Source organism: Streptomyces sp. NPDC005706 (assembly GCF_040631045.1).
In the GTDB taxonomy this organism is placed as follows: domain Bacteria; phylum Actinomycetota; class Actinomycetes; order Streptomycetales; family Streptomycetaceae; genus Streptomyces.
Genome location: NZ_JBEXYS010000006.1, coordinates 25,248 through 44,077, shown reverse-complemented (window position 1 = coordinate 44,077; position 18,830 = coordinate 25,248). Strand labels below are relative to the sequence as shown.

The following is an 18,830-nucleotide window of genomic DNA, read 5'->3' as shown; positions in this document are numbered from 1 at the left end:
GCTTCACCTGATGCTTGACACCGCTTGCCTCGGCTTGGCTGTGCGCGTCGTATCCGCGTGCAGGGAGGGCCGGGGCCGTGCTGGTGGAGTTGAGCGTGGTCGAGCAGCGGTATCACGCGGTGATGGAGGTCGCCGCGGGGGTTCCGGTCACTCAAGTCGCGGCCCGGTATGGGGTGTCGAGGCAGTCGGTGCACTCGTGGGTGCGCAAGTACGAGCAGTCGGGTCTGCCGGGTCTGGCGGACCGGTCGCACCGGCCGGAGTCGTGTCCGCACCGGATCGCCGGGGAGGTGGAGGCGGTGGTGTGTGAGTTACGGCGCCGGCATCCCGGCTGGGGTCCGCGCAGGCTGGTGCACGAGCTGGAACGCAGGGGCCTCACACCGGTGCCGTCCCGGGCGACGGTCTACCGGGTCCTGGTCCGCAACGGTCTGGTCGAGCCGGGAGTGCGCAAGCGGCGCCGGTCTGATTACCGCAGGTGGGAGCGGTCGACGTCGATGGAACTGTGGCAGATGGACATCGTCGGCGGCCTTCTGCTGGCGGACGGCAGCGAGTGCAAGATGGTCACCGGGATCGATGACCACTCCCGGTTCATGGTGATCGCGAAAGTGGTGCAGCGGGCCACGGCCCGGGCGGTGTGTCTGGCCTTCGGCGAGGCACTGGTGCGGTTCGGAGTGCCCGAGGAGGTGCTGACCGACAACGGCAAGCAGTTCACCGCCCGCTTCAGTCCCGGCAAGCCGGGAGAGACGATGTTCGACCGGATCTGCCGGGAGAACGGCATCGCCCACCGCCTCACCCGCCCGCAGTCCCCGACGACCACGGGGAAGATCGAACGCTTCCACCAGACCCTGCGGCGTGAACTCCTCGACCAGCGTGATCCGTTCGTCGACCTGACGGCGGCGCAGGCGGCGGTGGATGCCTGGCTGGAGGACTACAACCGGACGCGGCCGCATCAGGCCCTGGACATGGCCGTCCCGGCCAGCCGGTTCGTCCCCCGGCCACGTTCCGAGCAGGACGCCCTGCCGGTGGTCCTGCCCGCCCGCCTCGACCCGGTCCCGAGTCCGGAGGTTCCAGTGTCTGCACCAGAGCCGGTGGCGGCGGCCTGGCCGATGGCGCAGGGCGAGGTCGGCGCCATCGAGCTGGAACGGGTGGTTCCCGCCTCGGGCAACCTGAGCCTGCGCGGGCAGCAGATCTGGTTCGGCCCAGCCCTGGCCGGCACCACGGTGACCTTGCGGATCGACGTGAACCGCCTGCACGTCCTCATCGGCGGTGGTCGGCACAAGACGCTGCCCTCGAAGCTGTCCGGCCGGGACCTCAAAGCCCTGCTGGCGGGCGGAGGAGCCCGACCCGCCGGACCATGGGCGGCCGACCCCGGCCCGGCGAAGGACACGAAGGGGGCGGTGGAGGTGGACCGCACCGTGAACGCGGTCGGCTACGTCGGCCTGGGCGGCGACAAGGTCCTGGTCGGCTGGCCGTTCGCCGGACAACGGGTCACCCTCCGGCTCGACGGCAAAGTCCTGCAGGTCCTCAACGAGCAGCGTGTCCTGCAGGCCACCCTGCCCAGCCCGCTACCGCCCTCGGCCTGCGGTCGCCTGCAAGGTGCTCGCCCGGCCGGGCCACCTCCCCAGCTGCCTCCGCCCGCCGAGCAGATCGCCGAGCGGACGGTCAGCAGCGTCGGCGGCTTCACGGTCGCCGGACAACGCGTTCAGCTCGGCCGCGGCTATGCCCACCAGATCGTCACCGCCCACCTCAGCGAGGACGTGATCCGTGTCTTCCACGGCCAGGAGCTGATCACCACCGTCCCGCGTGTCACCAGGAAGGAGGTGGTGGTCCGCAAGTCCGGCGAACACAACCGCCGGAAGATCGTCTAGGGAAGACGTCAAGCATCACCCGACGCCAACCTGTCAACCATCAGCTGAGACTCGACACGCTGGAGCTGGTGGTGTCCGGTCCCGGTAGATGCTTGACACTTCGGTCCCAGCTGATGGTTGACAGTGGCCGTGATCGGCTCTTCTCCTTTGCGCGTCGTTGCGGCGTGTGTGGGGAGGCCGGGATTGGCGCTGGTGGAGTTGTCGGTTGTCGAGCAGAGGTACCGGGCTGTGCTTGCGGTGCTGGCGGGTGCGACGGTGACGGAGGTCGCCGCCCAACTGGGCGTCTCGCGGCAGACGGTGAGCGGGTGGAAGTCGCGGTATGAGGCCTCCGGCCTGGCGGGGCTGGCGGATCGTTCGCGCAGGCCGGCGTCGTGTCCGCATCAGGCCTCTGCCGAGGTGGAGGCTGCAGTGTGCGAGCTGCGGCGCAAGCACCCGAAGTGGGGTCCGCGGCGGATCGCTCATGTGCTGGAGCGGGCCGGTCAGGTGGATCCGGTGCCGTCGCGGATGACCGTGTATCGGATCCTGGTCCGTCACGGGCTGGTGGAGCCGGGGGTGCGGCGTCGGAAGCGGTCGGATTACAAGCGCTGGCAGCGGGACCGGCCGATGCAGCTGTGGCAGATGGACATCGTCGGCGGCGTGATGCTGGTCAACCCGGTCACCGGGGAGCTGACCGAGGCGAAGATCGTGACCGGTGTGGATGACCATTCCCGGTACTGCGTGATCGCGTCGGTGGTCGAGCGGGCGACCGGGCGGGCGGTCTGCGCGGCCTTCGCCCGGGCCTTGCAGAGGTTCGGGGTGCCGGAGGAGGTGCTGACCGACAACGGCAAGCAGTTCACCGCCCGGTTCGGGCAGGGCGGTGAGGTGTTGTTCGACCGGATCTGCCGGGAGAACGGGATCGCGCACCGGCTGACGCAGCCGGCGTCGCCGACCACGACGGGCAAGGTCGAGCGGTTCCATCAGACGCTGCGGCGTGAACTCCTCGACGACTGCGGCGCGTTCGAGAGTATCGAGCAGGCTCAGGCGGTACTGGATGCGTGGGTGGAGGAATACAACTCCTCGCGGCCGCATCAGGCGCTGGACATGCAGTCCCCGGGAGACCGGTTCACCCCGGTTGCTGAGCAGGAGCGGGACGTCCTGGGCCTGAAGATCCCCGGAGTGCTGGCGCTGGTGCCGCAGCAGCGGACACCTCCAGCGGACCCGGACCCGGAGCCGGCTCCGGCTGAAGCCCCGGCTGTTCCTGCTGCGCCGCCTGAGGTGGTCGCGGCGGTGGTGCCGGTGGAGTCCGGTGGGCCGGTGGAATTCGAGCGGGTGGTGCCTGCGAGTGGGAATCTGCAGGTCGCGGGCAAGCAGTTCTGGCTCGGTCCGGCCCGCTCGGGGCTGACGGTGACGTTCTGGGCCGACACCTCGGTGATCCATCTACTGGTCGCCGGGACGCGGATCAAGACGGTGCGTTCGCATCTGTCCGTCCCTGATCTTGCGGTGCTGGCGGCCCGGGGCGGACGCGCGGCCGGACCGGCCCCGCTGCCTGCCGGTGATGCGGCCGCCTTCGAGGTGGACCGGGTCGTGAACAACAGCGGCCTGGTCGGCCTGGCCGGGCGCCAGGTGCTGGCGGCGGAGATCCTGGGCGGCCGCCAGGTCGGCATCCGGATCGACGACGAGACGCTGTCGTTCTTCGACCCGTCCTCCCGGGAACTGCTGAGGGTGCGGCCCAACCCGCTGACCGGCGAGGAAGTCCGCCGGTTGCGGGGCCTGCGTCCGGCCGGCCCGCCGCCGCGTCCGGGCATCGAGCCCGTGCGGGTCCAGCGGAGGATCAGCAGGACCGGCACCGTCATGGTCTGCCGCCAGGTCGTCTCCCTCGGCCGGACCTATGCCGGGCAGACCGTGACCGTCCATGTCGCGGACTCGACGATCACCGTTGAGCTGGACGGTCAGACCCGGGTCATCCGGCGCACCACCGACGTCCCGGTCCGCAACGTGAAAGCGAACAAACCCCGTGAAGTTTCCGATGTTGTCTAGGCCCACCGTCAAGCATCACCTGGGACCAGAACGTCAGCCATCAGCTGGGACTAGACACGCTGGAGCTGGTGGTTTGGTCAGTTCCAGAGTCTCGGGCTTCCGCGATGCGGCGGCCGTGTTCGGCAGCCCGTAGCAGTGACTGGGCTACCTGTTCGGCATCGTCGGGGTGCAGGTAGATCTCCTGGGTCCACAGCACGGACAGCCGCACGGTGCCGTTCAGCAGGTTCGTTGCCACGTCCACCTCGACGCCGCTGCCGGTGGCGTCGGTGACCGTCAGATCCAGGTCGCTGCTGTAGGCGCTCATATGCCCGAGCATGCCTGAGGCCCGGCTTCAGGTACGAGGCCGGGCCCTCAGTGTCAGTTGAGACGGGACACCTTGGTTCTGGAGCTGAACTCATAGGCGCAGGGCGGGAGCTCTGTCCCCCGATGGGCTAGCGGTAGGTAGGTCACCGGTCGGATGGTCCAGGTGACGCGGGTGCCGGCGTGTACGACTGACACCGTGCAGGACTCCGACCGCAGTAGGGCTCGTCTGGTCTCGGCGCGGCCGTCGTGCAGCCACTCCCACGCCTCGTCGGAAGCGTCCGGGTCCAAGGCTGGTGAGATGGTGCGGAGTGCCACCGCCACCCATCGGTCGGCCTGCGGTGCCGAATAGGCATCGAAGGATGCCAAGAGTGCCGGCCCCCGCTGCTCGGTGAGATCTTCTGTCCAGCACTCGCACCAGAAGCCGCGGCGGGTTTCCTGACTCAGCACGGATGACCTACCCGCCGAGCGTCCGCGTACAGCTCCGCGGTGACCGTGTGGCCCTGGTCGCTGTCGTGGACGACGACCCGGTGAGCGATGACGCTGACCATGCCGAGGCCCCGGCCGTGCTCGGCGTCCTGGTCCTGGTGCTCGATCTTCGGGGCCGCCCCTGTGCCGCCGTCGTCCGTGACCGAGACCGCCACCACCTGAGCGGACACCGCGACGGCCAGGTGGAATCTGCCGTACTCCCGGCCGCTCGCCGTGTGGAGGATTGCGTTCGCGCTCAGCTCACTCACGATCAGTTCGGCGTCGTCGGCTAAAGGGGAGCCGCGCAGGATGTCACGGGTCCATCGGCGGGCCCGGCTCACCTCTTCCGGGAATCCTGGGCAACTCAGCCCCCAGACCCGAGCCCTACTCATATACTCGTGCATACAAGTTCCTTTACGCTGGTAGGCCGCCATGTGCAGCGGGTTCGGGCTAGACGAGTTTCACGCCGTCGTGGGCGCGGATGGCCGGCGGGGTTGTCGCGTCGAGTGCGTCAAGGACGCGGATCGAGTACGCCTCGTCAGCAAGCTCGGTGACCTCTTCGCGGGTGGCCCAGCGCAGCGCGCGGGTCTCGTCACCTGTGGTGGGCACGCCGTCGGCGGCTTCGCAGCGGAAGACCAGCGAGACGATCAGGCCCGTCATGTTCTTGTAGACGCCGGTCAGAGTCGCGGGAAGCGCGATCTTGATGCCGGTCTCTTCGAGGACTTCGCGCTGAAGGGCTTCCGGGATGGTCTCTTCGCGTTCGAGGATGCCGCCCGGCGGCTCCCAGTGGCCGTTGTCCCGGCGCTGGATCAGGAGGGCCCGGCCCTGGTCGTCCACGACGACCCCGGCGACGCTCACGGAGTGCGGGCGTTCAGTGCTCACGTTCCTCGGCCCTCTCGGCTGGCTAGGCTCTCCACCGTAGCAACAGAACTCGCCCACTCGTCTAGATACCTAAAGGAGTACTCACGTGAGCCCTCTTCCTTCGGGCCTCCTCGGTGATCTCGACCCCACGAGCGATCGTGCGGTCTTCCGGCAGATCGCCGACCAGCTGCGCGAGGCTATCGACCGTGGGCGATTCCGTGAGGGCGAGAAGCTGCCCTCCGAAGCCGAGCTGGTCGAGCACTACGGCGTCTCCCGGATGACCGTCCGGAACTCCTTCTCCGTCCTCACGGGTGAGGGCCTGGTGCACGCCGAGCACGGCAAGGGTGTCTTCGTCCGGCCGCGTCCCCCGGTGCGCCGGCTCGCCTCCGACCGGTTCGCCCGGCGCCACCGCGAGCAGGGCAAGTCCGCCTTCATCGTGGAGGCCGACGCCGCAGGCAGTCATCCCACGGTCGACAGCCTTGAGGTCAAGGAAGAGAAGGCCAGTCAGGACATCTCCACCCGGCTCGGGTCGGTGCGGCGAGTCCTCGCTCGTCGGCGCCGGTATCTCCTCGACGGGCGGCCGGTCGAGTTCGCGACCTCGTATCTCCCGCTCGACATCGCCCGCGGCACTCCTATCGCCGAGCCCAACCCGGGTCCCGGCGGCATCTACGCCCGCCTCGAAGAGCTGGGGCACCACCTCGACCACTTCGAGGAGGAGATCCGCGCCCGCATGCCCTCGCCCGCAGAGGTCAAGCTCCTGCACCTGGCGGCCGGCGTGCCTGTCATCCACCTGATCCGGACCGCGTTCGACACCGAGGGACGTGCCGTCGAGGTCTGCGACACGGTCATGGCAGCGGATGCGTACGTCTTGTCGTACCAGCTCCCGGCGACCTGATCCCGGGAGCGGCGGTAGTGCGCGGGGACGCTTCTCTGAACTCGTACACACCGACACGCTTACTCGTATAGACGAGTGGGCAAGTTGTATGTCAAGGTGATCCGCGTGACCCGGAGATCGGGCTCACAGATCGACTCTTGTATAGACGAGTAGATAGGAGCAGTACCTTGCGCACCATCCGCGTTGAGACCTCCGCCGCGACGATCCTTCTCACGGAGGCTCCGGAGCCGAAGGTCCGTGACCGGCAGACCGGCGAGATCGCCAAGGACGCGACCAGCGGCGAGGCGCTGATGACCATCGGGGTCGTCTACATCGAGGACGGTGAGTCCTCGCTCATCAAGGTCACCGTTCCCGAGGGCGGTGTCTCCGAGGGCCTGATCCTCGGCTCGCCGGTGTCGCTGCCCGGTCTCATCGCCCGGCCGTGGGAGTCCGTCTTCAACGGCCAGCAGCGCCACGGCATCGCCTACCGGGCCGCCGCCGTGACCCCGGCCGCCTTCCCGGCCGTCTCCGGGGCCGCCGCCTGATGTCCGACCTGACGACGCTCCTCGAAGTGGGTGGTCCTGTCGCCGCGCTCGGCGGCGGGGCTGCCTATGCCCGGGCCAAGCACCCGGCGGCGTACTGGTCCACGGTCGGCCTCCTGGTGTCCACGGTCCGGCTGCTCAGCTCGTACGGCTCGGTCATGGAGGCATGCGGCCTGACCGTGGCTCCCTCCCGGCTGCGGGTTGTCGCCGGCAAGGCCATGACCCAGCGCGAAGTGCGGCCCGTACCGCCACGCCGGGGCATCATCCGACCCACCACGACCGGACTGCGGATCCGTCTTCGCCTGGCGCCGGGCCAGGAGCCCGCCGACTTCGCGGCCTCCGCCGAGCGACTGCGGCACGCCTGGGGTGTCCACGCCGTCTACGTCACCACCGTGAAGCCTGGGGTCGTCGACCTGCGGCTCGTCGGCTACGACGTCTTAGGGCGGGTGCGCATGCCCCGTAAGACCCCGCACGGCCCCCTCGAAGTGCCGGTCGCCCTGCGAGAGGACGCCACACCCTTCATCCGCGACTACCGCACCATCCCTCATCAACTCACCCTCGGCGCCACCCTGTCCGGGAAGTCCATGTACCTGCGGCACCTGATCGCCGGACTCGCCCCTCAGCCCGTCGCCCTGGTCGGCATCGACTGCAAGCGGGGTGTTGAACTGGCCCCCTTCGCACCCCGGCTCTCCGCACTGGCCACCGACCCGGAGCAGGCGGCCGAGCTGCTACCCGTGCTGGTCAACGAGATGGAGGACCGGTACGACCTGATCAAGGCCCGGCAGGGCATCGCCCCTGGCACTCCGGACGAGGAGATCACCTCCGACATCTGGGGCCTGCCCGACCACGAACGCCCCGTGCCCGTCGTCCTGTTCGTGGATGAGGTCGCTGAGCTCTTCCTCGTCGCGACCAAGAAGGACGAAGAACGCCGCGACGAGATGGTCACCCAGCTCATCCGGCTCGCCCAGCTCGGCCGCGCCGCCGGCATCTACCTGGAGGTCTGCGGGCAGCGCTTCGGCGCTGAACTCGGCAAGGGCGCCACCATGCTCCGCGCCCAGCTCACCGGCCGCGTCTGCCACCGCGTCAACGACGAGGCCTCCGCGAAGATGGCCCTCGGCGACATCGCTCCGGAGGCTGTCCAGGCAGCCTGTTCCATCGCTCCCGAACGGCCCGGCCTGGCCGTAGCGGGCGACACCTCCGGCGGCTGGTCCCGCATCCGCACGCCGTACCTCTCCCTCGGGGACGCTGCCGAGACCTGCCGCGAGTCGGCCCACCTGGTGCCAGACCTGCCCGCGCTGAAGCCCTTCCGGCCCGACGTACCCGTGCGCCCGGTCGAGACCGCGGCCCCGGTCTTCCTGCCCCGCCCGGTCACCGACTGATCTCCTCTGCTCGACTCCGGAAGGAGCCGCATCATGCGCGCCCGCTTGGCCCGCGTCGACGCGGTGCTCGTTCAGGCGCTCATCGCCGCCGCACTGTCCTTCGCCCACCTGCACGACGTCGCCGTGGCGGCCGGACAGGACGGCTGGAAGGCCTGGGCCTACCCCGTCTCCGTCGACCTGCTGCTCGTCGCCGCCTGGCGCCGACTGCGCTCCGGTACGACCAAGACGGCGGCCTGGTGCTGGTTCGTCGTCGCACTCACCGCATCCCTCGGCGCCAACGTCGCCACTGCCGGCCTCCTCGACCTCGGCAACGTCCCGGCCTGGCTGCGCATCCTCGTCGCGGGCTGGCCCGCTGTTGCCTTCCTCGGCGGGACCCTCCTCGCGCACACCGCGCCGAAGACGGGCCCCGTAGCGGAGGTCATCGAGGACCAGGAGGACGAGCCCGAAACCGCGCCCGACCTGCCCGCCCAACCCGCCATCGAGGAACCGCCGCAGCCCCCGCCCATACCCGTGCCGTCCGCCCTGGTCGCCCACGCCCGCAAGGTCGCCGCCGAGCACCACGCCCGCACCGGCGCCCCGATCGACACCCCGACCCTGCGCGCTCGCCTCGGCGTCCCGGTGCCCATGGCCGAAGCCATCGCCGCCCACCTTTGAGAGGAGATCCATGGCCGCCAACCGCAGCTTCCGCAACGTCACCCGCATCGGCCCCGTCCAGGTCGGCACCGCCTACGACAACCGTGGCCGCGAGAAGCACACCGCCGCCTGCACCGCACCGCGTTGCGGCTTCTCCGCGGACTACGACAGCCGCGCCGCCGCCGAGCTGGCCGCCCGCACTCATCGCTGTCCCGCCCGCTGAAAGGACCCGGACCACCGTGACCGTCAGCCTGCCGCTCGTCGTCGTCCTCGGCTTCTTCGCCTGGGGAGCGATCAAGTTCCTCGGCGTCCGCACCTGGATCGTCGTCCTGATCGCCCTGTTCGGCTTCTGGCTCTCGCACACCTTCCTCGCGCCCGCCATCGAGTCCGGCACGCGGTCCGGCGTGGGTGTCGTAAACGGCTCACATGACTAGACGAGTAGGCAAGGAGAAGCCCGCCGTGTTCCTGCCCAAGTACCCGGACAACTCGACCCCGCCGCCGGTGCACACGCACGCCCCGACCGACCCGGCTCCCGCCCGACGCTCCGTGCAGTCGATCCCCATCGATCAGAAGACGATCGCGGCCGTGGTCGTCGTGGGCGTGGTCCTCACCGCGCTCCTGGCCGCCGTCGCCGTCACGGCCATTTCCGTGGCCATCGCCGCCGTGGTCCTGCGCTCGCTGCTCCACGAGCACAACCGGCGCTGAGACGCCCAGACCTCCGGGGCGGCGAGACACGGCCAAGCATCCGCCGCCCCGGTGGCCCATCCCTCCCGACAGTGCCCGTCAGAAGGAGACCGCCATCTTCACCCGCACCACCCCGCCACCGCTCCCAGAACTCAGCAACCTCGCCGCCGACGGCACCCTGCCGGGTATCCTCCGTCAGCTCTCCGGGCTCGGCGGCTGCACACACCCCATCCGGCTGGACGGCCACCGCACCGAGTACGACGTCGACACCACGACCGGCGAGATCGGCCGCGTCCTCCAGCATCTCGACTCGACCGCCCTCCCGGCCGGCCAACTCCTCGTCCGCTGCAACAACCGCCGCAGCACCCGCTGTCCGGCCTGCGCCGAGGTCTACCGCCGCGACACCTTCCACCTGATCACCGCCGGGTTGCGCGGCGGCAAGGGCACTCCGGAACACGTCGCCGCCCACCCGCGCGTCTTCGCCACCTTCACCGCCCCCGGCTTCGGCGCGGTCCACAACCGCCGGACAGACGGTCGTCCCTGCCGCTGCGGCTCCCACCACGACCAGGACGACGACGCCCTTGGCACACCGCTCGACCCGGACACGTACGACTACGAAGCGGCCGTGCTCTGGAACGCGCACGCCGGACAGCTCTGGCGGCGCTTCTCCATCTACCTCCGCCGAGAGGCCGCCAAGCGTGCGGGCCTGTCACAGCGCCACTTCCGCCAGCACGCCCGCGTCTCGTTCGCCAAGGTCGCCGAGTACCAGAAGCGCGGAGCCGTCCACTTCCACGCCGTGATCCGCCTCGACGGTCCCGGCGGCGGCGATACTCCGCCCCCGGCCTGGGCGACCGCCGAACTGCTCACGAACGCCATCGAGGCCGCCGCCGCCAAGGTCCGCGTCGACGGCCCGGTCATCGACGGCCGCGCGCACACCTTCGCCTTCGGCCGACAGCTCGACGTCCGCACCATCCGCTCGGCCGACTTCGACGGCGGCCAGGAGCTGACCGAGCGGGCCGTCGCGGCGTACATCGCCAAGTACGCCACCAAGGGCGCCGAGACCGCCACGGGAGCTCTCGACCGCCCGCTCAAGTTCGCAGCCGAACTCGCCCAGCTCGACATCAGCGACCACGCCCGCCGCCTCATCCGAACGGCCTGGACCCTCGGCGCCCGCAAGGACCTCGAACACCTCCGCCTGCGCGCCTGGGCTCACATGCTCGGATTCCGCGGCCACTTCTCCACCAAGTCCCGCCGATACTCCACCACCCTCGGCGCCCTCCGCGACGCCCGCGCCGAATGGCGTCGAACCCAGGCAACGACCGACGAACGGCCGACGGACACGACGTACGTCCTCGCCCACTGGGTGTTCGCCGGCACCGGCCTGTCCGACACCGAAGCCTGGTTGGCCGCCTCTCTCGAACCCGCACCCGGAACCGAAGGAGAACCGACTCATGCATGACGACGAACTGCTGACGGTGCCCGACGTGATGGAGCGGCTGAAGCTCGGCCGCTCCACGGTCTACGACCTCATCCGCTCCCGCCGTCTGCCCTCGATCACCATCGGCCGGTGCCGTCGCATCCCGGCGCGGGCGGTCCGCGAGTACATCACCAACGAACTGGAGGCGGCCGCCTGATGGCCCAGCAACGCAAGCGCAACCCGAACGGCGCGGGCACCATCACCAAGCGCAAGGACGGGCGCTACCAGTGCGCGGTCTACGTCCTCCAGCCGGACGGCACCCGCGCTCGCAAATTCGCCTACGGCAAGACGTGGGCTGAGTGCGACGCCAAGCGCCGTGAACTGCTCGACAAGGTCGACCAAGGAGTGCCCGTGCCCACTCGCTCCGCCAAGCTCTCCGAGTGGCTGCCCTACTGGCTGGACAACGTCATCAAGCCCCGGCGCAAGCTCAGCACCTACGAGAAGTACGAGGCACACGTCCGGATCTACCTGGTGCCCCTGCTCGGCGCCAAGCGCCTTGAATCTCTGAGCGTCGCCGACGTTCGCCGGTTCATCGTCCGCCTGGAGCAGGAGGCCACCGCGGCGACCGCCAAGGAGTCTCACCGGGTGCTGCGCTCGGCGCTGTCCTCCGCCTGCCGCGAGGAACTGATCACGCGGAACGTCGCCAAGCTCGTCGAGCCGCCTCGCACCGAAAACCGGGAACTCAAGCCCTGGACCCTGGACGAAACGCTCGACTTCCTGGCCGCCTCCCGGAAGGACCCGCTCTACGCGGCCTTCGTGCTCGCCATCGCCATGGGCCTGCGACGGGGCGAGATCATCGGGCTCCGCTGGTCGGACCTCGACCTCGAAAACCGTGTCCTGTACGTCCGGCAGCAGACCCAGCGTCGCCGTGGCGTCCTCTATGACGATGACCCGAAGAGCCGTCGTCGCCGGGCCGTCCCGCTGCCCGCCCTCTGCATCGCGCCCCTGCGGTGGCACCGCCTGCGTCAGGCGGACGCTCGCGCCAAAGCGGGGGAGGGGTGGAACGAGTCGGACTACGTCTTCACCACCCGGACGGGCCGCCCGGTCGAGCCGCGCAACGTCTACCGCTCCTTCACCCGGGTCGCCCGATCCGCCGGCCTTCGCGTGATCCGCCTGCACGATGCCCGGCACGGCACCGCCACCCTCCTCACAGCCGCCGGGGTCGCGCCCCGCGTCGTGATGGAGATCCTGGGCCACTCCCAGATCAGCATCACCATGGACGTCTACACGCACGTCGTGCAGGACACCCAGCGTGAGGCCATGAGTCACATGGACCGGCTGCTCAGGAAGAGGCGGCCCGAGCGTGGGTGACCGCCCCCGTCGATGTCAGAAGTGGATGTCAAAGGCCCCGGACCATGATCGGTCCGGGGCCTCTGCGCTGGTGCCCCCGGCAGGATTCGAACCTGCGACACCCGCTTTAGGAGAGCGGTGCTCTATCCCCTGAGCTACGAAGGCGCTGTACTCGGTCCACAGGGTACCGGATCAGGGCGGGGCGGTGGATCAGGACGGGGCGACGTGGGTGAAGCGGGCGGCGGTGTGGAGGTCTGTCTGGATGTGGTCGGCGGTGGCGCGGAGGGCGGGGAGCAGGTCCGTCACGCAGTTGTGGAGGGTGCGGCGGGCCGCGTGCGTGGCCACGTTCACCGCGGCGACCGCCCGGCCGGTCCGGTCGCGTACCGGTACGGCGATGGAGCGCAGCCCTGATTCCAGCTCCTCGTCGGCCAGGGCATAGCCCTGGGCGCGGATCTCGGCGAGGGCGGGGGACAGGGGGCCTTCGGCGTCGGCGAGCAGGACGCGGCCCAGGGAGGTTCCGGTGGCCGGGAGGCGTGCGCCGACCGCGATGTCCACGGTCAGTACCCGGCTCGCGCCCGCGCCGGCCGTGTACTGGATCTCCGTACCCGTACCCGTGCCGGGTGCCAGGACCGCCAGTGCGGTCGGCTCGTGGAGCCGGTCGGCGAGGGTCCTGAGGTGGGGCGCGGCGAGGCGGGGGAGTGTCGTGCGGGACAGCGGGGGGAAGCCCAGGTCCAGGACGCGCGGGGTGAGGGTGAAGGTGCGGGGGTCGGGTCCGGTGGTCACCAGGCCCAGGTGCTCGTAGGTGATCAGCGCCCGCCGGGCCGTGGCCCGGGCCAGGCCGGTCGCCCGGGCCACCTCGGTCAGCGGCAGCGCCGAGCGGCCCTCGCCGAACGCGGTCAGCACGGACAGGCCCCGGGCCAGGGACTCGATGAACTCGCGGCCCAGTTCGTGCTTGGACGCCGTGGTCCAGGCCGCCAGGCCCGAGGGCGGCGGGCCGGGCTCCGGCGGGGGCGCCTGGCGCAGGTCGGCCTCCATGGCCGCCACCGCCGTGCGCAGGCGGGGCAGCAGGGTGGTGCGCAGGGCGTCCGCCGTGTGCCGGCTGGTGTGGCTGACCACGCTCGCCACGCACGCCACCCGGCCGGTCGCCGGGTCCCGCACCGGCACGGACACCGCCACCAGGCCCGGCTCGATCAACTGGTCGTCCAGCGCCCAGCCGTTCCGGCGGGCCTGTGCCGCCCTCGTCTCGAAGTCGGCCAAGTCGGGGGAGGAGGAGCTGGGTTGAGGGGGTACTGCGGGGAACGAGGCGTTCGCCGGGTCGCCGGACAGCCGGATCTGCCAGCGCGCCCACTCCGCTTGGTCCCACTCCGCCGCGAACAGTGCTCCTGGTGCGGTGCGTTCGGCCGGGAGCAGGTCGCCGATGCGGAAGCTCACCGACATCGCGCGGCGGCGGGTCGCCTGGTGGATGAAGCGGACGCCGTCGAGGTCGGCGACCGCGAGCGACACCGACTCGTCCAGTTCGTCGGCGAGGGCGTCCGCGCGTGCGTCGAGCAGGGCGGGCAGGCGCAGCGCGGCCAGGTAGGCGTTGCCCAGCTCCATCACCCGGGGGGTGAGGACGACGTCCCGGCCGTCGTGGCGGACGTACCCCATGCGGGCCAGGGTGGCGGTGATCCGGTCGACCGTGGACCGGGCGAGCCCGGTGGCCCGTTCCAGCGCGCTCGGGCTGAGCGTCCCGCCCGCCTCGGTCAGTTGCCGCAGCACGGCGATCCCGCGCGTCAGCGGTGCGACCGCCTCGGCCGGCGGGCCGGGCACGGCGTCCTGGTCCAGGGCGGTTCTCGGGGGCATCGGGTCGGTTCTCCGGTCCGGTACGGCGGTGTGCTGCGGGAACGCCTACGGTAGACCGCCCGGCGCGGCGCCCACCCCGCTACCGTCGAGTGATCCGTACCTTGAACTCCCCGTCGTTCCCCGTCGCGCTCATCTCGACCGTGATCCCATGGCCCGGGTCCTTGAAGGACTCGCCGGTGGTGAAGGGGGCGTCGGAGAGTTCTGCCTGGACGTTGGGGCTGCGGGTGCAGCCGCCGCTGTGGCGGTGGGCGTCGTAGACAGTGATCGGGCCGCGCCCGGTGTCCACGGTGGCGTCCACCTTGTATATGAGGATGCCCGGCTCGCACACCGCCTCGTCGTTGCCCCCCGGCGCGCGCAGCTCCAGGGCGTAGGCGCTGCGCCGGTCTATCGGTATGAGGACCAGCTTTCCGCCGCCCGGCCGGTACAGCGGTGTCAGGGTGTAGTCGGTGCGGCCGGGGCGGGCCGCGCAGCCGACCTGGGTGCCGTCCAGCCAGCCCAGTTTCCACTTGTGCCAGCCGAGGAGGTCGTTGTTGACCCCCCAGTCCTCGCTCATGATGTCCCAGTGGCCCACCGCCGAGCCGCCCTCCTGGGTGTAGAGGTCGGGCAGGCCGAAGGTGTGGCCGTTCTCGTGCGGGAGTACCCGGTAGCCGGTGCGGCCGTAGGAACCGGAGCCGTCGTCCTGCCGGGAGTAGACGAAGGACGCGTTGCCGACGACGACGCCGTCGGCGACCGGGGCGTCGGAGTTGCCGGCGAAGGTCACGGACAGCACCGTGTCCAGGGCGGAGGGGCCGGCGTTGGGGGTGACCAGCACGTTCAGCAGGTCGTACGAGCGGAAGTCCACGTCGGGGTCGGCGGCGGCCACCATGTCCTGCACGAGCTGGCGGTAGCCGGGGTCGAAGGGCGCGCCGCGCTCTATGCCGTAGGCCTTGAACGGTTTCGGCATGCGCAGCCAGCCGGATATCGGGGTTTCCGGGCGGTAGTCGAGCCGGCCGTAGGACGCCGTGCGGAACCATTCCTGGGTCTGCGGGAAGAATTCGTGGAAGCGGTCCTGGGCGCTGCCCTGCCCGGGCGCGTCGGAGAAGTCGATCATCAGGGTCAGGGCGCGGACCGTGCCGGTGGAGCGGGAGTAGCCGACCGGGGTGGGGACGCCTTCCGTCATCTGCACGTCCATGCCGCCGCGGATCATGCAGGGGGAGAGGGCGGAGGAGCGGACCAGGCCTGTCGGCCCGGCGGTGGAGGACGCCGTCAGCTGCCCGGTCCCGGCCGAGGTGCTGACCGCGAAGGTCAGGACGGTCACCGAGGCCAGGGCGGCCGCGCGGCGGGGGCGTATGCGGCGGCGGGGCGACGGCGGCTGCATGCATGGACCTCCCGCTCCACGGCAGCCGGCGGGTCCGACGACTGCACCCTTGTGATCACCCTGGGTCGGCGGGCCGGGGGGCGCGCGCTGGGGCAGCCGATCGTGGGAATCCGGGTGGGCGCAGGTGTGAGCCAGGTCACGGGGAAGTTTTTGGCGAGGGGGAAATAACCGGGGACGCGTTCCCCGTTTAGACCTGTGTCCGCGCGAAACGGGGACCCAGTCCCCGGATCGCCAGAACCACCCAGACCAGGAGTACGCCGTGCAGACCTCCCTCCCCGCGCCGCGCAAGGTGTCCCGGCCCCGCGCCGACGCCCTGCGCAACCGGGAGCGGATCGTCACCGCCGCCCGGGAGATGTTCGTCGAGCACGGCCCGGACGTGCCGTTGGACGAGATCGCCCGCCGGGCCGGTGTCGGCAATGCCACGGTGTACCGCAACTTCCCGGACCGCGACGCCCTCGTCCGCGAGGTCGTCTGCTCGGTCCTCGACCGGACCGTACGGGTGGCCGAACAGGCGCTGTCCGAGGGCGGCGACGCGTTCGAGGCGCTGGAGCGCTTCGTGCACGCCGCCGCGGACGAGCGGATCAGCGCCCTGTGCCCGATGGTCACCAGCACGTTCGACCAGCACCACCCCGATCTGGAGGCCGCCCGGGAGCGCGTCGAGCGCATCGTGGAGGACCTCATGGACCGGGCCAAGGGGGCCGGGCTGCTCCGCACCGACGTGGGTGTCGGTGACCTGATGGTCGCCGTCGCCCAGCTCAGCCGGCCGCCGGCCGGCACGGACTGCTGCAGCGTCGACCGCTTCGCACACCGTCATCTTCAGCTGTTCCTGGACGGTCTGCGGGCTCCGGGCCGCTCCGTCCTGCCGGGTACGGCCGTGACCATGGAGGACCTCCGCAAAGCCTGACCGATCAGCCCGAACGAGCAGTTCGACCGAGCAGTTCGACCGATCAGTTCGGGGCCGTGCGCCGGTCCTGATCCACAGCACTCAGAGCACTTACACCACCCAGAGCACTCAGAGCACTTACACCACCCAGAGCGCCTGGCGCCGCCGGCCGCACCGCGCCGGAAACCCAGCTTCCGGCCGTCGCCGCCGACGCGCCGCCAGATACCTACGTCTTTTTCCGTCACGAAGTCCCGAAGTGGGTACCTCCATGTCCGAAACAGCCCTCAAGGCTCCCGGCGCCACCGCACCGAGCGGTGACGCCAACCGCTGGAAAGCGCTCGTCTTCATCGCGCTCGCCCAGCTGATGGTCGTCCTCGACGCCACCATCGTGAACATCGCGCTGCCCTCCGCCCAGACCGACCTCGGCATATCCGACGGCAACCGGCAGTGGGTCGTCACCGCCTACGCCCTCGCCTTCGGCGGTCTGCTGCTCTTCGGCGGCCGTGTCGCCGACCTGTGGGGCCGCAAGCGCGCCTTCGTGCTGGGCCTGGGCGGCTTCGCCGCCGCCTCCGCGCTCGGCGGCGCCGCCACCACCGGCACGATGATGTTCGGCGCCCGCGCGCTGCAGGGTGTCTTCGGCGCGCTGCTCGCCCCGGCCGCGCTGTCCCTGCTCGCCGTGATGTTCACCGACGCCAAGGAGCGCGCCAAGGCGTTCGGCATCTACGGTGCGATCGCCGGTGGCGGCGGCGCCGTCGGCCTCATCCTCGGCGGCTTCCTCACCGAGTACCTGGACTGGCGCTGGACCTTCTTCGTGAACGTCCCGTTCGCTGTCGTCGCCGCGCTCGGCGCCTGGTTCGTCATCCGTGAGCCGGAGGGCGGCCGCAACCGTTCCCCGCTCGACATCCCCGGCGTGATCCTTTCCAGCCTCGGCCTGTTCGCGCTCGTCTACGGCTTCACCCGCGCCGAGTCCGACGGCTGGGGCGACACCGTGACCGTCGCGATGTTCGTCGCGTCCGCGGTGCTGCTCGGCGCCTTCGTGCTGGTCGAGTCGCGGGTCAAGGCCCCGCTGCTGCCGCTGCGCGTGGTCACCGACCGCAACCGCGGTGGCATCTACCTCTCCCTCGGTCTCGCGATCATCGGCATGTTCGGCCTGTTCCTCTTCCTGACCTACTACCTGCAGGTCGTGAAGGGCTACTCGCCGGTCAAGACCGGTTTCGCGTTCCTGCCGATGGTGGCGGGCATGATCACCGGGTCCACCCAGATCGGCACCCGGCTGATGACCCGTGTCCCGGCCCGGCTGCTGATGGGCCCCGGCTTCCTGGTCGCCGGGTTCGGCATGCTGCTGCTGACGCAGATGGAGATCGGTTCGTCGTACGCGACGCTGCTGCTGCCCGCGATGGTGCTGCTCGGCCTCGGCATGGGTACGGCGTTCATGCCGGCCATGTCCCTGGCCACCTCGGGCGTCGAGCCCCGGGACGCCGGTGTCGCCTCCGCGATGGTCAACACCTCGCAGCAGGTGGGCGGCGCGATCGGCACCGCTCTGCTGAACACCATCGCCGCGTCCGCGAAGACCTCGTACATCAAGGACCACATCGCCGGTGCGGCCACCAAGCCGCAGCAGCAGCTCGTGGGCCTGCAGGGCATGGTGCACGGCTACAGCACGGCGATCGGCTTCGCCGTCGGCATCCTGGCCCTCGCCGCGCTGATCGCCTTCACCTTCGTCAACGCCGGCCGCCCGGGCTCCACCCCGGTCGCCTCCGGCGAGGGCGTCGAGGACGAGGTGCCGGTGCCGGTGGTGGCCCACTGACCGGCCGTACGGTGACCCACCGGGCGCCCCGCACGGTGATCTAGCGGAGCCAGGGAAGGTCCGCACCCGCTTCGTTGGGCTGGAGGCCCTCGGCGACGATCTCCATGATCTCGCCGAGGGCCTTCTGCTGCTCCGGGGTCAGCCGCTCGAACAGCGCCTGGCGTACGGCGGCCACATGGCCCGGCGCGGTGCGGCCCAGCACCTCGGCGCCCTCGTCGGTGAGCACCGCGAACTGACCTCGCTTGTCGGAGGGGCAGTCCTCGCGGCGGACCCAGCCGTTCTTCTCCAGCCGGGCGATGGCGTGGGACAGCCGGGAGCGCGTGATCTTCGACTTCATCGCCAGCTCGGTCATCCGCAGCCGGCGGCGGGGTGCCTCGGCGAGGCCGACGAGGAGGCCGTAGTAGATGTGCGGCATGCCCGCGTCACGCTGGAGCTGCCGGTCGAGGTGGTCCTCGAGCAGGGTGGTGGCGTGCAGATAGGCGCGCCAGACGCGCTGCTCCTCGTCGGTGAGCCAGCGGTGCCGGCCGGCGGAGTCGGTTGCCGTGTTCATGT

At 70.6% G+C, this 18,830-nt stretch carries 21 protein-coding genes and 1 tRNA gene; 14 read left to right on the top strand and 8 right to left on the bottom strand.

Annotated features, from left to right (window positions below; genetic code table 11):
* Positions 1-89 precede the first annotated feature (89 nt).
* Together ABZ478_RS13515 and ABZ478_RS13510 are read left to right on the top strand one after the other, a co-directional pair.
* On the top strand, positions 90-1,865 hold the full coding sequence (locus ABZ478_RS13515; protein WP_359548978.1) for an IS481 family transposase: 1,776 nt from the start codon (positions 90-92) through the stop codon (positions 1,863-1,865).
* 183 nt (positions 1,866-2,048) lie between these two features.
* Entirely contained in the window at positions 2,049-3,881 is a 1,833-nt protein-coding gene (locus ABZ478_RS13510; protein WP_359548976.1) for an IS481 family transposase, read from the top strand.
* 40 nt (positions 3,882-3,921) lie between these two features.
* Here the strand turns inward: ABZ478_RS13510 and ABZ478_RS13505 are convergent, their stop codons facing one another.
* Genes ABZ478_RS13505 through ABZ478_RS13490 form a run of 4 tightly spaced genes read right to left on the bottom strand, consistent with a single transcriptional unit; the run spans position 3,922 to position 5,507 of the window.
* On the bottom strand, positions 3,922-4,185 hold the full coding sequence (locus ABZ478_RS13505) for a hypothetical protein (protein WP_359548445.1): 264 nt from the start codon (positions 4,183-4,185) through the stop codon (positions 3,922-3,924).
* Between the two features lie 53 nt (positions 4,186-4,238).
* Positions 4,239-4,631, bottom strand: a complete 393-nt coding sequence (locus ABZ478_RS13500) for a hypothetical protein (protein ID WP_359548442.1) — start codon at positions 4,629-4,631, stop codon at positions 4,239-4,241.
* On the bottom strand, positions 4,625-5,053 hold the full coding sequence (locus ABZ478_RS13495; protein ID WP_359548439.1) for an ATP-binding protein: 429 nt from the start codon (positions 5,051-5,053) through the stop codon (positions 4,625-4,627). Before ABZ478_RS13495 ends, ABZ478_RS13500 begins: the two co-directional genes overlap by 7 nt.
* Before the next feature lie 46 nt (positions 5,054-5,099).
* Positions 5,100-5,507, bottom strand: a complete 408-nt coding sequence (locus ABZ478_RS13490; RefSeq protein WP_263280133.1) for an NUDIX domain-containing protein — start codon at positions 5,505-5,507, stop codon at positions 5,100-5,102.
* A gap of 109 nt (positions 5,508-5,616) precedes the next feature.
* Between ABZ478_RS13490 and ABZ478_RS13485 the strand changes: the two genes are divergently transcribed.
* The 10 genes from ABZ478_RS13485 (at position 5,617) to ABZ478_RS13440 (ending at position 12,410) form a co-directional block, all read left to right on the top strand.
* Complete coding sequence (locus ABZ478_RS13485) at positions 5,617-6,405, top strand: GntR family transcriptional regulator (RefSeq protein WP_053710568.1); 789 nt, start codon at positions 5,617-5,619, stop codon at positions 6,403-6,405.
* A gap of 167 nt (positions 6,406-6,572) precedes the next feature.
* The gene (locus tag ABZ478_RS13480) at positions 6,573-6,929 is read left to right on the top strand and encodes a hypothetical protein (RefSeq protein ID WP_020940619.1); all 357 of its coding nucleotides are present in this window, start codon (positions 6,573-6,575) and stop codon (positions 6,927-6,929) included.
* Positions 6,929-8,305: an FtsK/SpoIIIE domain-containing protein gene (locus ABZ478_RS13475; RefSeq protein ID WP_359548435.1), complete on the top strand. Its 1,377-nt coding sequence runs from the start codon at positions 6,929-6,931 to the stop codon at positions 8,303-8,305. The genes ABZ478_RS13480 and ABZ478_RS13475 overlap by 1 nt, the downstream gene beginning before the upstream one ends.
* 33 nt (positions 8,306-8,338) lie before the next feature.
* Positions 8,339-8,959: a DUF2637 domain-containing protein gene (locus ABZ478_RS13470; RefSeq protein ID WP_359548433.1), complete on the top strand. Its 621-nt coding sequence runs from the start codon at positions 8,339-8,341 to the stop codon at positions 8,957-8,959.
* Between the two features lie 10 nt (positions 8,960-8,969).
* Positions 8,970-9,161: a mobile element transfer protein gene (locus ABZ478_RS13465; protein ID WP_101417899.1), complete on the top strand. Its 192-nt coding sequence runs from the start codon at positions 8,970-8,972 to the stop codon at positions 9,159-9,161.
* A 16-nt stretch (positions 9,162-9,177) separates the two neighbouring features.
* Positions 9,178-9,372, top strand: coding sequence for a hypothetical protein (locus tag ABZ478_RS13460; protein WP_020940615.1), 195 nt, complete (start codon positions 9,178-9,180; stop codon positions 9,370-9,372).
* A gap of 25 nt (positions 9,373-9,397) precedes the next feature.
* Complete coding sequence (locus tag ABZ478_RS13455) at positions 9,398-9,643, top strand: SpdD protein (RefSeq protein WP_359548973.1); 246 nt, start codon at positions 9,398-9,400, stop codon at positions 9,641-9,643.
* A 157-nt stretch (positions 9,644-9,800) separates the two neighbouring features.
* Complete coding sequence (locus ABZ478_RS13450) at positions 9,801-11,081, top strand: replication initiator (protein WP_359548972.1); 1,281 nt, start codon at positions 9,801-9,803, stop codon at positions 11,079-11,081.
* Positions 11,074-11,256 (top strand): helix-turn-helix domain-containing protein, encoded by a 183-nt coding sequence (locus ABZ478_RS13445; protein ID WP_086602848.1) that lies wholly within the window; start codon positions 11,074-11,076, stop codon positions 11,254-11,256. Before ABZ478_RS13450 ends, ABZ478_RS13445 begins: the two co-directional genes overlap by 8 nt.
* Complete coding sequence (locus ABZ478_RS13440) at positions 11,256-12,410, top strand: site-specific integrase (protein WP_359548430.1); 1,155 nt, start codon at positions 11,256-11,258, stop codon at positions 12,408-12,410. The genes ABZ478_RS13445 and ABZ478_RS13440 overlap by 1 nt, the downstream gene beginning before the upstream one ends.
* 68 nt (positions 12,411-12,478) lie before the next feature.
* Here ABZ478_RS13440 and ABZ478_RS13435 read toward each other — a convergent pair.
* The 3 genes from ABZ478_RS13435 to ABZ478_RS13425 all read right to left on the bottom strand — a co-directional run bounded on the left by ABZ478_RS13435 (position 12,479) and on the right by ABZ478_RS13425 (position 15,588).
* Positions 12,479-12,554: transfer RNA gene (locus ABZ478_RS13435), tRNA-Arg, on the bottom strand.
* A 45-nt stretch (positions 12,555-12,599) separates the two neighbouring features.
* Complete coding sequence (locus ABZ478_RS13430; protein ID WP_359548428.1) at positions 12,600-14,231, bottom strand: IclR family transcriptional regulator C-terminal domain-containing protein; 1,632 nt, start codon at positions 14,229-14,231, stop codon at positions 12,600-12,602.
* Positions 14,232-14,310: 79 nt separating this feature from the next.
* Positions 14,311-15,588 carry a M6 family metalloprotease domain-containing protein gene (locus ABZ478_RS13425; protein WP_359548426.1) on the bottom strand — a complete coding sequence of 426 codons (1,278 nt, stop codon included), beginning with the start codon at positions 15,586-15,588 and terminating at the stop codon, positions 14,311-14,313.
* A 259-nt stretch (positions 15,589-15,847) separates the two neighbouring features.
* On the opposite strand from ABZ478_RS13425, the gene ABZ478_RS13420 reads away from it, so the two are divergent.
* Entirely contained in the window at positions 15,848-16,492 is a 645-nt protein-coding gene (locus ABZ478_RS13420; RefSeq protein WP_359548423.1) for a TetR/AcrR family transcriptional regulator, read from the top strand.
* Between the two features lie 247 nt (positions 16,493-16,739).
* Positions 16,740-18,278, top strand: a complete 1,539-nt coding sequence (locus ABZ478_RS13415; protein WP_359548422.1) for an MFS transporter — start codon at positions 16,740-16,742, stop codon at positions 18,276-18,278.
* Positions 18,279-18,318: 40 nt separating this feature from the next.
* Here ABZ478_RS13415 and ABZ478_RS13410 read toward each other — a convergent pair whose 3' ends face one another.
* The gene (locus tag ABZ478_RS13410) at positions 18,319-18,828 is read right to left on the bottom strand and encodes a MarR family transcriptional regulator (protein ID WP_359548420.1); all 510 of its coding nucleotides are present in this window, start codon (positions 18,826-18,828) and stop codon (positions 18,319-18,321) included.
* Positions 18,829-18,830: the final 2 nt, after the last annotated feature.